Annotated in this window: 13 protein-coding genes; 8 read left to right on the forward strand and 5 right to left on the reverse strand. The window is 73.1% G+C overall.

Going from position 1 to position 14,596, the window contains the following annotated elements:
- Nucleotides 1–38: 38 nt before the first annotated feature.
- The 4 genes from OG990_RS34310 to OG990_RS34325 all read left to right on the forward strand — a co-directional run bounded on the left by OG990_RS34310 (nt 39) and on the right by OG990_RS34325 (nt 5,821).
- Nucleotides 39–3,407 carry an ATP-dependent helicase gene (locus OG990_RS34310; RefSeq protein ID WP_406078360.1) on the forward strand — a complete coding sequence of 1,123 codons (3,369 nt, stop codon included), beginning with the start codon at nt 39–41 and terminating at the stop codon, nt 3,405–3,407.
- 226 nt (nt 3,408–3,633) lie between these two features.
- A complete protein-coding gene (locus tag OG990_RS34315) occupies nt 3,634–3,837 on the forward strand; it encodes a cold-shock protein (protein WP_101369720.1) in 204 nt (67 codons plus the stop codon).
- Between the two features lie 222 nt (nt 3,838–4,059).
- A complete protein-coding gene (locus OG990_RS34320) occupies nt 4,060–5,385 on the forward strand; it encodes a DEAD/DEAH box helicase (protein ID WP_355614593.1) in 1,326 nt (441 codons plus the stop codon).
- Between the two features lie 235 nt (nt 5,386–5,620).
- Complete coding sequence (locus OG990_RS34325) at nt 5,621–5,821, forward strand: hypothetical protein (RefSeq protein WP_121652693.1); 201 nt, start codon at nt 5,621–5,623, stop codon at nt 5,819–5,821.
- A 104-nt stretch (nt 5,822–5,925) separates the two neighbouring features.
- Here the strand turns inward: OG990_RS34325 and OG990_RS34330 are convergent, their stop codons facing one another.
- Genes OG990_RS34330 through OG990_RS34345 form a run of 4 tightly spaced genes read right to left on the reverse strand, consistent with a single transcriptional unit; the run spans nt 5,926 to nt 9,124 of the window.
- Nucleotides 5,926–6,408 (reverse strand): RrF2 family transcriptional regulator, encoded by a 483-nt coding sequence (locus OG990_RS34330; protein WP_406078361.1) that lies wholly within the window; start codon nt 6,406–6,408, stop codon nt 5,926–5,928.
- Nucleotide 6,409: 1 nt separating this feature from the next.
- Nucleotides 6,410–7,294: an ABC transporter permease gene (locus OG990_RS34335; RefSeq protein ID WP_328420113.1), complete on the reverse strand. Its 885-nt coding sequence runs from the start codon at nt 7,292–7,294 to the stop codon at nt 6,410–6,412.
- The gene (locus tag OG990_RS34340) at nt 7,284–8,063 is read right to left on the reverse strand and encodes an ABC transporter ATP-binding protein (RefSeq protein ID WP_406078362.1); all 780 of its coding nucleotides are present in this window, start codon (nt 8,061–8,063) and stop codon (nt 7,284–7,286) included. Before OG990_RS34340 ends, OG990_RS34335 begins: the two co-directional genes overlap by 11 nt.
- Nucleotides 8,060–9,124 carry an ABC transporter substrate-binding protein gene (locus OG990_RS34345; protein ID WP_355614584.1) on the reverse strand — a complete coding sequence of 355 codons (1,065 nt, stop codon included), beginning with the start codon at nt 9,122–9,124 and terminating at the stop codon, nt 8,060–8,062. Before OG990_RS34345 ends, OG990_RS34340 begins: the two co-directional genes overlap by 4 nt.
- Nucleotides 9,125–9,298: 174 nt before the next feature.
- Here OG990_RS34345 and OG990_RS34350 point away from each other — a divergent pair, with 174 nt between their 5' ends.
- From OG990_RS34350 to nudC, 4 genes are read left to right on the forward strand one after another with little or no spacing between them, the layout of a single operon-like run.
- Nucleotides 9,299–10,414 carry an LLM class flavin-dependent oxidoreductase gene (locus OG990_RS34350; RefSeq protein ID WP_406078363.1) on the forward strand — a complete coding sequence of 372 codons (1,116 nt, stop codon included), beginning with the start codon at nt 9,299–9,301 and terminating at the stop codon, nt 10,412–10,414.
- Nucleotides 10,415–10,424: 10 nt separating this feature from the next.
- Nucleotides 10,425–11,735, forward strand: a complete 1,311-nt coding sequence (locus OG990_RS34355; RefSeq protein ID WP_406078364.1) for a M16 family metallopeptidase — start codon at nt 10,425–10,427, stop codon at nt 11,733–11,735.
- Between the two features lie 55 nt (nt 11,736–11,790).
- Nucleotides 11,791–13,134 (forward strand): pitrilysin family protein, encoded by a 1,344-nt coding sequence (locus OG990_RS34360; protein ID WP_355614576.1) that lies wholly within the window; start codon nt 11,791–11,793, stop codon nt 13,132–13,134.
- Nucleotides 13,135–13,168: 34 nt separating this feature from the next.
- The gene (gene nudC / locus OG990_RS34365) at nt 13,169–14,128 is read left to right on the forward strand and encodes an NAD(+) diphosphatase (protein WP_386987434.1); all 960 of its coding nucleotides are present in this window, start codon (nt 13,169–13,171) and stop codon (nt 14,126–14,128) included.
- Between the two features lie 126 nt (nt 14,129–14,254).
- Here the strand turns inward: nudC and OG990_RS34370 are convergent, their stop codons facing one another.
- A complete protein-coding gene (locus OG990_RS34370; RefSeq protein ID WP_386987431.1) occupies nt 14,255–14,530 on the reverse strand; it encodes a hypothetical protein in 276 nt (91 codons plus the stop codon).
- Between the last annotated feature and the right edge of the window lie 66 nt (nt 14,531–14,596).

The raw sequence follows: 14,596 nt of genomic DNA on the forward strand, positions 1-14,596 counted from the left end.
GTCCTGCGAGCCACGCAGTCGCGAGCTGAGGCGGGACGGTGACCCAGCCCACCCTGTTCGGCGCCGGCCCCGCTCCGGCGCCCCGACTCGCCGATTCCGGCCCCCGGTACACCCCGGTGGAGCTGGCCAAGCTGCTGCGGCTGCCGGCGCCCACCCGGGAGCAGGCCGCGATCATCGCCGCCCCGGTGGAGCCGCTGCTGGTGGTCGCCGGGGCCGGGTCCGGCAAGACCGAGACGATGGCCGCGCGGGTGGTCTGGCTGGTGGCCAACTCGTACGTGCGCCCGGAGCAGATCCTCGGGTTGACCTTCACCCGTAAGGCGGCCGGTGAGCTGGCCCACCGGGTACGGACCCGGCTCGACCAGCTGATCCGCCGGGTCGGCCGGCAGCGCCGGGACCCGCTGGACGATCCGCTGGCCGGCGAGCCCACCGTCTCCACGTACCACTCGTATGCCGGGCGGATCGTCACCGAGCACGGGCTGCGGGCCGGCTACGAGCCGTCCACCCGGCTGCTCACCGAGGCGTCCCGCTGGCAGTTGGTCGACCTGCTGGTGCGCAACTACGACGGCGACATGTCCGAGGTGGACCGGATGCCGAGCACCATCACCGACGCGGTGCTGGCGCTCGCCGGGGAGCTGGACGAGCACCTGGTCGCTCCGGACCAGTTGGCGGCCTGGACCGGGCGGTTCTTCGCCGAGGTGCAGTCCCGGCCGGGTCGGGTCTACGCCGACGTGCGCAAGGCGCTCGCCCTCCAGCAGACCCGGCTGCGCCTGCTGCCGCTGGTGCGGGCGTACGCCCGGCGCAAGGAGGACTTCGAGGCGATGGACTTCGCCGACCAGCTCGCTCGGGCGGCCCGGGTGGCCCGGGACCACCCGGGGGTCGGCGAGATCGAGCGGGACCGCTTCCGGGTGGTGCTGCTCGACGAGTACCAGGACACGAGCCACGCCCAGGTGGTGCTGCTCAACGCTTTGTTCGGCGGCGGGCACCCGGTGACGGCGGTGGGGGACCCGTGCCAGTCGATCTACGGCTGGCGGGGGGCCAGCGCCGGAACGTTGGACCGGTTCCCGACCGAGTTCGCCCGGGCCGACGGTCAGCCGGCCGCAGCGCTCGGGCTCACCACCAGTTGGCGCAACCGCCCGGAGATCCTCCGGGTGGCGAACGCGCTGTCCACACCGCTGCGCGCGGCCGGCGCCCGGGTGCCGGAGCTGCGCTCCGCGCTGACGGTCCGGGACCCGATCCCGCACCGCAGCCCCGGTGGGGCCGCGGGTGGCACGGTGCACTGCGCACTGCTGCCCACGTACGCCGATGAGGCGGATTGGATCGCCGACAGCGTGCTCGCGGCGTGGCGTGGCGCGGCCCGGATGCCGGGCGCGGCGCCCGAGCACATCCCGGTGGCGCAGCGCCCGACCACCGCCGTCCTGGTCCGGGTCCGCAGCCAGATTCCGGCGATCGAGTCGGCGCTGCGCGAGCGCGGTCTCCCGGTCGAGGTGGTCGGGCTGGGTGGCCTGCTGGACACCCCCGAGGTCCGCGACGTGGTGTGCACGCTGCGGGTGCTGGCCGACCCGACCGACGGTGCCGCCCTGCTGCGGCTGCTCACCGGTGCCCGCTGGCGGATCGGGCCGCGCGACCTGGTGGCCCTGCACCGGCGGGCTCGGGCCATCGCCAACGCCCGGCGGCGGTTGGCCGCCGACGACACCTCGGAGATCAGCCCCGACCTGCTGGACGAGGCGACCCTGGTGGAGGCGCTGGCCGACCTCGGCCCGGCGCAGGCGTACTCGGCGGAGGGTTTCGCACGGCTGCGCGCGTACGGCCGGGAGCTGGCGCTGCTGCGCTACCGCCTGGACCAGGCACTGCCGGACCTGATCGCGGACATCGAGCGGACCATCGGCCTGGACGTCGAGGTCGCGGTACGGGCCGGCCGGGACGGCGCTGGCGACGCCGGCCTGGCCCGGGGGCACCTGGACGCCCTCGGCGACGTGGCGGCCCGGTTCAGCGGGGAGACCCCCGGCGCGACCCTCGCCGGCTTCCTGTCCTACCTGGCCGCCGCCGAGGACGAGGAGCGCGGCCTCGCCCCCGGCGAGGTCGAGGTGGTGGAGGGCGCGGTGCAGGTGGTCACCGCCCACGCCGCCAAGGGGCTGGAGTGGGACGTGGTGGCGGTGGCGGGGCTGAGCCGTGGGCTGTGGCCGGGGCCGGTGCGCAACTCCGACCACTGGCTGGGCGGGCTGGGCGTGCTGCCGTTCCCGCTGCGCGGTGACGTCGACGGGTTGCCCGAGCTGGCGCTCGACGAGGCGGCGGACCAGCGGGCGGTGGCCCGGGCGGTGACCGACTTCACCGACGCCTGGCGTGCTCACGACGAGCGGGAGGAGCGCCGGCTGACGTACGTGGCGGTGACCCGGCCGCGCCGGCTGCTGCTCTGCTCGGCGTACTGGTGGGGGGAGGGGACCAAGCGGCCGCGTGGCCCGTCGGTCTTCCTGCGCGAGGTGTACGACGCCTGCCTGGACGGCGGCCCGGGGCACCTGGTCGACGCGTGGGCGCCGGAACCGACCCCGGATGCGACGAACCCGACCGCCGAGGTGGTGCTCCGCGCGGAGTGGCCGGCCGATCCGCTGGGTGGCCGTCGGCCGGCGCTGGCCGAGGCTGCCGGTCTGGTCCGCCGGCTGATGAGCGATGGCCCGGCGGAGTTGGTGGTCGCCGGCGGGTCGGAGGCGGATCCCGAGGTGGTGCGCTGGCAGCGCGAGGCGGACCTGCTGCTGGCCGAGCGGGCCGAGTTGACCCGGCTCTCCGGCGCGGTCGAGGTGGCCCTGCCCGGCCAGCTGAGCGTCACCCAGCTGGTCGCGTTGCGCCGCGACCCGGCGGCGCTGGCCCGGACGCTGCGCCGCCCGGTGCCCACCGAGCCCAACCCGTACGCCCGCCGCGGCACGGCCTTCCACGCCTGGCTGGAGCAGCGCTTCGGTGCCGACCGGCTGCTCGACCTGGACGAGCTGCCCGGCGCGGCCGACGCGGATGCCGCGCCGGACGAGGCGCTCGTCGAGCTTCAGGAGCGCTTCCTGGCCAGCGAGTGGGCCGACCGGGCACCGGTGGAGGTGGAGGTGCCGTTCGCCACGGTGATCGCCGGAGTGGTGGTCCGGGGGCGGATGGATGCTGTCTTCGCTCGGCCGGGCGGCCGGTTCGACGTGGTCGACTGGAAGACCGGTGCGCAGCCCTCCGGTCCGGCGGCGGAGGTGGCCGCGGTGCAGTTGGCCGTCTACCGGCTGGCGTGGGCGGAGCTGGCCGGGGTACCGGTCGACCGGGTGGGTGCGGCGTTCCATTACGTCCGGGACGGGGCGACGGTGCGCCCCGCCGACCTGCTGGACGTGACCGGGCTCACGGCCCTGATCGCCAAGTTGCCCGAAGATTCCGCCCGACATTGACCATGGCGGGAAAATCCGTGGTAGGTTGAACGGGTTGCAGTTTTGGTTACCAGAGACTCTGTGTGCGCCTGGCGGGATTGTGGCCCCAGGCGCTCTTTGTTGTGTCCGGAGTTCTCCGGGCGGGGCGACCAGAAGCGACAGGCGATTCGCGCATTCCCGCGCGGAGCGCTCCTCTTCGGGCTCGCAACAAGTGCGAGTCCGACGTTCCGTCAAGGAGACGAAACACATGGCTATTGGCACCGTGAAGTGGTTCAACGCTGACAAGGGCTTCGGCTTCATCACCCCGGACGGCGGCGGCGCTGACGTCTTCGCCCACTTCTCGGCGATCCAGTCCTCCGGCTACCGGAGCCTGGACGAGAACCAGCGGGTCGAGTTCGAGGTGACCCAGGGCCAGAAGGGCCCGCAGGCGGAGAACATCCGCCCGATCTGATCTTCGGATCGGTCGGCATTACCTGTCGCGCCCTCCGGGCGCGGCGGTGACGGGACCGGCCCGCTCCGCCGTCGACCTGCGTAAGCAGGCGGCGGCCCGGCGGCGGGCCGGCCCGTACCCCCTTCGGTTCGTGCTTGTGAGTCCTGGCGGCTTTTTCCGCTGGCGACAGCGCCGACTTCGGCGCCCTCCCTCGACACGTGCCGCGTCGAGGAAGGCTTTTGCGTGACCACTGTTATTCCTTCGTTCGCCCATACCGGTCTGGCACCCGCGCTGCTCAGCGCGCTGACCGCGCAGGGCATCACGGAGCCGTTCCCGATCCAGTCGGCCACGCTGCCCGACTCGCTCGCCGGCCGGGATGTGCTCGGCCGGGGTCGTACCGGCTCCGGCAAGACCCTCGCCTTCGGGCTTCCGCTGCTCTCCCGCACCGCTGGCCACCGGGCCCGCCCGGGCCGCCCGCTGGCCCTGGTGCTGGTGCCGACCCGCGAGTTGGCCCAGCAGGTCACCACCGCGCTGGCCCCGTACGCCCGCGCCGTCGGGCTGCGCTGCGTCACCGTCGTCGGCGGGCTGTCGTTGCAGCGTCAGGCGGACGCCCTGCGCGCCGGCGCCGAGGTGGTCGTGGCGACCCCCGGCCGGCTGCACGACCTGATCAACCGCGGCGACGCCCGGCTCGACCAGGTCGAGATCACCGTGCTGGACGAGGCCGACCAGATGGCCGACATGGGCTTCCTGCCGCAGGTCACCAAGCTGCTGGAGCAGGTCGCGCCGCAGGGCCAGCGGATGCTCTTCTCGGCCACCCTGGATGGCGGCGTGGACCGGTTGGTCCGCCGCTTCCTGAGCAGCCCGGTGACCCACTCGGTCGACCCGGGCACCGCCACGGTCACCGCGATGACCCACCACGTGCTGCACGTCGACGCGGTGGACAAGCCCGACGCGCTGACCCGGATCGCCGCCCGTGAGGGCCGCACCATCCTGTTCATGGGTACGAAGCACCGCGCCGACCGGCTCGCCCGCCAGTTGCTCTCCAAGGGGGTACGCGCGGCCGCGCTGCACGGCGGCAAGTCCCAGCCGCAGCGCACCCGCATCCTGGAGCAGTTCCGCAACGGCCAGGTGACCGCTCTGGTCGCCACGGACGTGGCGGCCCGGGGCATCCACGTCGACGGCCTGGACATGGTCGTCAACGTGGACCCGCCGACCGAGGCGAAGGACTACCTGCACCGGGGCGGTCGGACCGCCCGGGCCGGAGAGTCCGGCAGCGTGGTCACCCTGGTCCTGCCGGAGCAGCGCCGGGACGTGTCCCGCCTGATGGCAGTCGCTGGCATTCGGCCCGAGTCGGTCCAGGTGCGCCCGGGTGACGAGGCGCTGGCCCGGGTGACCGGTGCCCGCGAGCCTTCCGGCGTGCCGGTGACCATCGTCGCCGCCCCGCAGGCTGCCGCTGGTCGGGGACGTACCGCCGGTGGGTCCGGCGGCTCAGTCGCCGACGGTGCCGGCCGCTCGGCGCACCGTGCGTCGGGTCGGTCCCGCCGCCCGCGCCGCCCCCGCACCGTCTGATCCGTACGCCCGACCGACCCGCCCCGCTTCGGCTGGGCGGGTCGGTCCGTTTGTGGCGCCGTGGTGGCGGGGTGGCCGCACCTTCGGCCCGTCCGCCGTGCCGCCCGTTCCGCTCGGCTGAGTCGGTAATCAGCCTCAGTTGGGTCGGCTGGCTGACTGCGTCGCGGGCGTCGGTGGTCGAAGCTGACCGGCGGGGGGAAAGTCGGGCGGGGGGCCCGGCACGGGAGGGGTGACCATGGCGGGCGAAGCCGGCTCGGGGGCGCTGCGCGAACTGATCCTGGTGGTCGCGGTCGCGCTCGCCGGGCTGTTGCTCGCCATGGTTGCGGCCTTCGCACCCTGGCATGCCACCCCGGCGGGTAACGCTCCCGCCGGTCTGGTGGAGCTGCACAGCCCCGGTGACCCGGGCTCCGGCCCGACGGTCGCACACGTGGGCTGAGCAGCGGCCGGCCCGACCGGTGCCGGCGGAGGGGCAGGCCCGGTCCGGATCGGTACGAGGTGTGGTCGGGTCGGCGGGGCACCGGCCCGACCACACCGCCCTGATCAGGAGGCTGTGGGGGCGCGGTCCGTCGAGTGATGGGTGAGCAGGTCGGCGAGGGTGGTGCTGTCGACCACGGTGGCGATCGCCCCGTGCACCGCCAGCCAGACGTCGGTCAGGCCGGCGGCCACCCCGTGATATCCGGCCCGCTCGGCCGGCAGTCCGCGGACCGTGGTCAGCGAGCCGCCGACCGCTCGGAGTACGTCCCCGACGGTGATCTCATCGGCCGGGCGGGTCAGCGCGTACCCACCGTCGCTGCCGCGATGGCTGAGCAGCAGGCCGGCTCGGCGCAGGTCGAGCAGGATGCCCTGGAGGAAGCTGAGCGGTATTCCCTGCACCTCGGCCAGACTGGCCGCCTTCACCAACTCGCCGCCACCGCCACCGTCACCCTCTCCGCCACCGCCCTCTCCGTCGCCGCCGACACTGGCGGCGGCGGCGACGGCGAGCATCGCCCGGAGCGCGTAGTCGCTGCGCGCGGAGACGTACACGTCACTGACCAGCCTGGTCCAGCACGCCCCAGCGGCGTCGGATCGCCCGGTCCGCAGCACCGAACGCGGCGTCCACGACCAGGCCGAGCACCAGGATGACGATCATGGTGGAGAGCAGCCAGGGTGCGTCGGACAGCTCGCGGGAGTAGGTGAGCTGGGCGCCGAGCGAGGTCTGCGAGATGCCGACCACGATCAGCTCGCCGGCCATCAGGCTGCGCCAGGAGAACGCCCAGCCCTGCTTGAGCCCGGCGACGATCGCCGGCAGCGCGGCCGGTGCGATGACGTACCGGTAGAGGTTGAGCCCACGCGCGCCCAGGTTGCGGCCCGCTCGCAGCAGCAGCGGCGGTACGTAGTCCACACCGGAGATCACCCCGTTGGCGATGGACGGTGCCGCACCGAGCACCACCACGAAGAAGATCGCCTTCTCGCTCAGCTCGAACAGCAGGATTGCCAGCGGGAACCAGGCGATCGACGGCATGGTCTGCAACGCGGTGATCATCGAGCCGATGGCGGCCCGGAGCACCGTGGACCGGGCCACCGCCAGGCCCAGCAGCAGACCGACCGCGACCGAGAAGAGGTACCCGACGGCGGCCCGGCGCAGCGTGGTGAGCAGGCCCTCCCAGAGCTGTGGGCCCTGGGCCTGGGCCAGCAGCTCGCGGCCGACGACCAGCGGCCCCGGCAGCGAGTACGGCGGCTTCCAGCCCGACCAGACCACCAACTGCCAAGCCGCGATGACGATGGCCAGCGCGGCCAGCTTGGGCCAGGTGGCCGCCCAGAGCCGGGTGGCCCGGGATGTCTCCTTGTCCCGGCCGGCGATCTCCAGCGCGTCGAGGCCGGATATCTGCGCGTCGGTGCGCGCCGTGTTGGTGAGGGTGTCACTGGCCATGGCGGCCCACCTCCGTACGGAGCCGCTCGGTGACCTCGGCGGCGATGGCGGCAACGTCGGGGGAGTCGATCCGACGTGGACGCGGAATGTCCACTTCGGTGGAGTAGATGATCCGGCCGGGGCGGCTGGAGAGCAGGATGATCCGGTCGGCCAGCCGGGCGGCCTCCCGGACGTTGTGCGTCACGAAGAGCACCGAGAGTTTGCGCTCGGACCAGATCCGTTCGAGTTCGTCGTGCAGGATGTCCCGGGTCATCGCGTCCAGCGCGCCGAACGGCTCGTCCATCAGCAGCACCGGAGTGTCCAGGGCCAGCGTGCGGGCCAGTGCGACCCGCTGCCGCATCCCGCCGGACAGCTCGTGCGGGCGCTTGCGACCGAAGTCGGACAGGTGCACCGTCCGCAGCAGTTCGGCCACCCGCTCACGGCGCTCGGCCCGGGGCAGCCCACGCAGCTTGAGCGGCACCTCCACGTTGGCCTCGACGGTCAGCCAGGGGAAGAGCGCCGGCTCCTGGAACATCAGCCCCGGGTTGGCGTCACCGGCCAGCCCGACCTGCCCGCCGCTGGGCCGGTCCAGCCCGGCGACCAGGTTGAGCAGGGTGCTCTTGCCGCAGCCGGAGGCGCCGACCAGACAGACGAACTCACCCGGCGCCACGTCCAGCGACACGCCGTCCAGGGCCAGTACGGCGTTCGCCCCGCGTCCGTACACCTTGGTCACGCCCGAGAGCGCGACCGCGGTGGTCGCGCTCCCGGGCGTCGTCGTGGTCGACGTCATGGCTGGACGACCTCGGGCTTGCCCTGCGCCTTGAGCGCGTTGTTGAGGTACGTGAGGTCGTACAGGCCCTTGAGGTCCACCGGGTCGGTCAGCTTGACCTCGACGGCGTGGTCGAGCCCGGTCTTCAGGGAGGAGGAGATCGGGTCGTTGGTGAACTCCAACGTCGGCCACGCCTGCTTGATCAGCTTCAGGTCCAGCGGCTTGCCGGTGATCTTCCCGATCGCGTCGGAGATGGCCTGTTGGGCCTCGTCCGGCTTGCTGTTGACGAACTCGTTCGCGGCCACCTGACCGTCGACCAGCTTCTGCACCACGTCCGGGTGCGCCTTGAGGAACTTGGTGCTGACCAGCAGGTTGGTGATGACGAACTTCCGGTCCGGCCACAGGTCGCGCTCGTCGACCAGCACCTTGCCGCCGGCGTTGATCAGCCGGGAGACGAAGGGCTCGGGCACCCAGGCGCCGTCGATCGCGCCGCTGTTGAACGTCTCCACCGTCTGGGCGTTCTCCTGCGGCACGATCTTGACGTCGCCGCCGCCCTCCTTGGTGGTGGTGAGCCCGTGCTCCTTGAGCCAGTAGCGGATCGCCACGTCCTGGGTGTTGCCCAGCTGCGGGGTGGCGACCTTCTTGCCCTTCAGGTCCTGGGGGCCGTTGATGCCGGGCTTGACCACCAGCGCCACGCCACCGGAGGCGGCGCCGGAGACGACCCGCACCGCCTCGCCCTTGGACTTGGAGAACGCGTTCACCGTCGGGTTCGGGCCGATGTAGGTGGCGTCCAGCGCCCCGGAGAAGACGGCCTCGATGGCGGCCGGGCCGGCGTTGAAGGTCTTCGGATCCAGCTTCACGTTGGCGCCGAGCTTCTCGGCGAAGATGCCCTTCTCGACGCCGACGACGGCCGGCGCGTGGGTGATGTTGGGGAAGTAGCCGAGTCGCAGCGTCACCGGGCCCGAGCTGCCGCCCGCGCCCTCGCTGTCGTCGCCGCACGCGGCGGTGGTGCCCAGGGTCGCCGCGCCGACCACGGCGAGGGTGGCCAGGGTGACCAACCGGCGCAGGGGGAGCCGTCTCATCGTCCATCCAATCCGCAGTATTCCTACTTAGTTGGTAGGAAGAGTGGGCCAGGCCGAGGTCAGCGTCAAGACCCATCCACATGCCGGGATGTCGGGTCTCAGATATGTCGGCATTTCCTACTGGCTTGCTAGGGTAAGTGCCACCTCGGCGACCGGTAGAGAGGCGACTCCGCGATGACCTTCCACTGGTTCCTGCCCACCTCCGGCGACGGCCATCAGGTCGGCGCCGCCACCGTCACGGCGGGTGCCGCCCGGCACGACCGGGCCGCCACCGTGGCGTACCTGGCCGAGGTCGGCCGGGCAGCCGAGGCGCACGGCTTCACCGCCGTACTCACCCCGGTCGGCGCCGGCTGCCCCGACCCGTGGATCGTCTGCGCGGCGGTCGCCCAGCACACCGAGCGGCTCGGCATGCTGGTCGCGGTCCGGGCCGGCTTCGCGCTGCCGACGCTGATCGCCCAGCAGGCCGAGGCGTTCCAGGCCGTCTCCGGTGGCCGGCTGTCACTCAACATCGTCACCGGGGGCGACCCCGCCGAACAGCGCGCGTACGGCGACTTCCTCGGGCACGACGACCGGTACGCGCGCACCGGCGAGTTCATCGAGGTGCTCCGCCGCGCCTGGGCCGGCCGGCCCTTCGACTACGACGGCGCGCACTACCGGGTCGACGGCGGCGGCCTGGCCAGCCCGCTGGCCGACCCGCCGCCGGTCTACTTCGGTGGTGCGTCCCCGGCCGCCGAGGCGGTGGCGGCCCGCCAGGCCGACGTGTACCTGATGTGGGGTGAGCCACCGGCGGCGATCGAGGCCCGGGCGACGCGGATCCGGGCACTGGCAGCCGAGCACGACCGCGTCGTGCGCACCGGGCTCCGGCTGCACGTCATCGCCCGGCCGACCAGCGCCGAAGCGTGGGCGGAGGCCGATCGGCTGCTGGCCGGGATGAGCCGCGAGAGGATCGCCGCCGCCCAGGCCCGGTTCCGTCGGATGGACTCCGTCGGTCAGGCCCGGATGGCCGCGCTGAACGCCGGCCGCACCGACGGGCTCACCGTCGCACCGAACCTCTGGGCCGGGGTCGGCCTGGTCCGCGAGGGCGCCGGCACCGCGCTGGTCGGCAGCTACGCCGAGGTCGCGGCCCGGATCGATGAGTACGCCGCGCTCGGCGTCGACGAGTTCGTCCTCTCCGGCTGGCCGCACCGGGAGGAGGCCGAGCGGGTCGGCGCCGAGGTGCTGCCCCTGGTGGCCTACCCGGTGGCGGCTGCTCCGCGGAGGTCGCCGGTAGCGGAGGTGCTGACGCGCTAGGGTCGATCCCGTGGCGGCGCGGAGATCCAGAATTCCAGCGACGAAGTATCCGGTCGAGCGGTTCACCCTCGACAACGGCCTGCGGGTGGTGCTCACCCCCGATCGCAGTGCCCCGGTGATCGGGGTGGCGGTGGTCTACGACGTCGGCATCCGTTTCGAACCGGAGGGGCGTACCGGCTTCGCCCACCTCTTCGAGCACCTGATGTTCCAGGGTTCGGAGAACCTGGAGAAGCTGGCCCACTTCCGGCACGTGCAGGGCGCCGGTGGCACCTTCAACGGCTCCACCCACCTCGACTACACCGACTACTTCGAGACGCTGCCGAGCAACGCGCTGGAGCGCGCGCTGTTCCTGGAGGCGGACCGGATGCGCGGCCCCCGGCTGACCGAGGAGAACCTGCGCAACCAGGTCGACGTGGTCAAGGAGGAGATCCGGGTCAACGTGCTCAACCGGCCGTACGGTGGCTTCCCCTGGCTGACCCTGCCGCCGGTCATGTTCGACACCTTCCCCAACGCGCACGACGGCTACGGGTCCTTCGTCGACCTGGAGTCGGCGACCGTCGCCGACGCCGCCGACTTCTTCCGCCGCTACTACGCCAGCGGCAACGCGGTGCTCGCGGTCAGCGGCGACATCGACGTGGCCGAGGCGACCGAGCTGGTCACCCGGCACTTCGGCGACGTGCCGGCCCGTGCGGCTCCGCAGCGGCCCGACTTCACCGAGCCCGACCTGACCACCGAGCGGCGCACCTCGTACACCGACAAGCTGGCGCCGCTGCCGGCGGTGGCCGGCGCCTGGCGGGTGCCCGACCCGATCAGCGACTTCGCCGGCTACCTGCCGTACGTGGTGCTGGCCGAGGTGCTCACCGACGGCGACGCGTCGCGGCTGGTCGAGCGGTTGGTCCAGCGCGACCGCACGGTGACCAGCCTCGGTGGCTACCTCGGCTTCATGGGCGACCCGTTCGACGTGCGCGACCCGACGGCGCTGCTGCTCCAGGCGCACCTGCCGCCGGGTGGCGACGTGGACAAGGTGCTGCGCACCATGGACGAGGAGATGGAGCGGCTGGCCACCGACGGGCTGACCGAGGGCGAGCTGGCCCGGACCCAGGCCCGGATGGCGACCCACCTGCTGCGGGACACCGACGCGGTGCTCGGCCGAGCGCTGCGGATGGCCGTCCTGGAACAGCAACGCGGCGAACCGGGTCTGCTCAACGACCTGCCCCGGCTGGTCGGCGAGGTCACCGAGGAGCAGGTCCGGACCGCTGCGGCCACCCTGCGCCCGGAGCGCCGCGCAGCCGTCGAGGTCATCGCCGGAGGTGCTCGGTGAGCGCGAGGAGTGAGCCGGTTTTGCGAGCCCCGCAGTCGCGATCGAAGGTGACTCAGTGACCACCACCGCTCCCGCCGGGCCGCGTACGCTGCCGCCGCTCGGCCCCACCCGCAAGCTCAAGGTGCCCAAGCAGGCCGAACGCACGCTGAGCAACGGCCTCACCGTGATCGCGGTACGCCGGCCCGCCGTGCCCCTGGTCGAGCTGCGGCTGTGGGTGCCGTTCGGTCGGGCCCACCTGGCCCGCGGTGCGATGCTCTCGCAGACCATGCTCTCCGGCACCGAGTCGATGACCAGCGTGCAGATCGCCGCCGAGCTGCAGAAGGTGGGCGGCGGGCTCTCCGCGGGCGTCGATCCGGACCGGCTGATGCTGTCCGGCGCCGGCCTGGTCACCGGCCTCGACCGGATGCTGGAGCTGCTGGCCGAGGTGCTGACCGGTGCCAGCTACCCGAGCGAAGAGGTGGCCACCGAGCGGGACCGTCTGGTCGACCGGATTCAGGTGGCGCAGAGCCAACCGGCCTTTCTGGCCCGGGAGGCGCTGCTGAAGCGGATCTACGGCCGGCACCCGTACGCCACGCAGACCCCGGAGCCCGGTCAGATCCGCGCCGTCCGGCCGGCTGCGCTGCGCAGCCTGCACTCCGAGCGGGTCCACCCGGCCGGCGCGCAACTGGTGGTGGTCGGCGACGTGCAGCCGGAGAAGGCCCTGGACGCGGCCGAGCGGGCGCTCGGCGGCTGGGCCGGCGCCGGGCGCACCGCCGAGCTGCCGCCCACCCCGCCGCTGGAGCCGGGGCCGCTGCTGCTGGTGGACCGGCCCGGCTCGGTGCAGTCCTCGCTGCGGATCGCGCTGCCGGCCGTGTCGCGCACCCATCCCGACCACGCCCCGCTGCAACTGGCCAACCTGGTCTTCGGTGGCTACTTCTCCTCCCGCTGGGTGGAGAACATCCGTGAGGACAAGGGCTACACGTACGGGCCGCACTCGGTGATCGAGCACTCGGTGGCCGGGTCGGTGCTGGTCGCCGCCGCCGAGGTGGCCACCGAGGTCACCGGCCCGGCGTTGCTGGAGACGACGTACGAGTTGGGCCGGCTGGCGTCGTTGCCGCCGAAGCCCGAGGAGCTGGAGCAGGCGCGCCAGTACGCCCTCGGCACCCTCCAGCTCGGCATGTCCACCCAGGCCGGGCTGGCCGCGCTGACCAGCGCGTACGCCGGCAACGGGCTGCGCCTGGACTTTCTCGCCGAGTACGCGGCCCGGCTGGCGAAGGTGACCATCGACGACGTCGCCCGGGCGGCGGCCGACTATCTCGCGCCGGCCCGGGCTGCGGTCGTGGTGCTCGGCGACGCCGAGCGGGTCACCCCGGGGCTGGCCGCGCTGACCACGGTCCGGACCGAGCCGGTGCAGCAGTGAGCCGGGCGGCCGCGCCGGCGGGGGAGGGCGCGCCGTGAGTGGGGAGACGGAGCCACCGCTGGCCCGGTCCACGCTGGACCGGGCCGCCCACCGGCGGGGCGACTCGCTGTGGCTGACCGAGGCGTGGCTACGGGCCCGGGTGCTGCTGCTCGACTCGACCAACGAGGGGCGGACGCTGGCCCGTACCAACGGGTCGCCTCCGTCGCTGGTGCTGTTCGGGGCGGCCGACGTGCCGGTCGGGTCCGAGTCGGTGGCGATGTTCCTCGGTGTCGAGCCGGACGGGGTGCCGGTCTTCGCGGTCGACACGCCGCTGCCGGCGTTGCCGGGCACCCGGGCGGTCAACCTGCGCGAGGTGGGTCATCTGCTCGCCGACCGGGAGGCCGGCATCTTCACCACCGCGCTGGCGCTGGTCAACTGGCACACCCGGCACGGCTACTCGGCGGCGACCGGAGCGCCGACCGCGATGGACGAGGCCGGTTGGTCCCGGGTGGACCGCAACGGCGGGCGGGTCTGGCCGCGTACCGACCCGGCGATGATCGTGCTGGTGCACGACGGTGTCGACGGCCCGGACGGGCGCTGCCTGCTGGGCAACAACGCCGGCTGGCCGGGCACCCCGGGCGGTCGGCGCTACTCCTGCCTGGCCGGCTACGTCGAGCCGGGGGAGTCGGCGGAGGCTGCCGTGCTGCGCGAAGTCCGCGAGGAGGTGAGCATCGGGGTCGAGCGCATTCGGTACGTGGGTAGCCAGGCCTGGCCGTTCCCCGGCTCGCTGATGCTGGGCTTCCTGGCCACTGCCGACCCGGCCGACCCGGTGCGGGTCGACCCGTCCGAGATCGCGTACGCCCGGTGGTTCTCCCGTCGGGACATCGGGGCTGCGCTGGCCGGGCGGACCGTGGACGTGGGTGACGGGGCCCGGCTGATCCTGCCGCCGCCGTCGTCGATCGCGTTGTTCCTCATCCACCGTTGGCTGGACGGCTGGGTGGACGTCGACCAGTGAGCACGGTCCCGGCCCGTGGCCGTCGTTGCCGCGGCGGTCACGGGCCGGGAACACGGGCCGTCGTGGTCGGCTAGGGCGAGAAACGCGGCGGGGGAGCCGATCCGACCACGACGGACGTCTGGTTGGTCAGGTGCCGGTGCGACCCGGCCGGTGTCGGAAGGTGGGCCGGGGCTCGCCGAGGGGCACGACCTTGACCCGTTGCTTGCCTGCGCGGACCGCGCCGACCGTGGCCAGGGCTCGAGCCAGCAGCAGCGCCGCGTCCAGATCGTCGGCGTGTACGGTCTGCCGGCGCGGCTCTGGGGTGGTCGTCTCGTCGCGGAGTCGGTGGCCGTCGGCCCAGGCAGCGGCGATGTCCCCGTCAGCGACGGCGCGGATGTCGGTGCGAACTATCAGGAACCGCATAAGGGTCTCCGGATGAACCGCGACAGATGAGCCAGAATGGAAGTTCCACGTACTCGTCGGCCATGT

The organism is Micromonospora sp. NBC_00858 (assembly GCF_045207365.1).
GTDB lineage: Bacteria > Actinomycetota > Actinomycetes > Mycobacteriales > Micromonosporaceae > Micromonospora.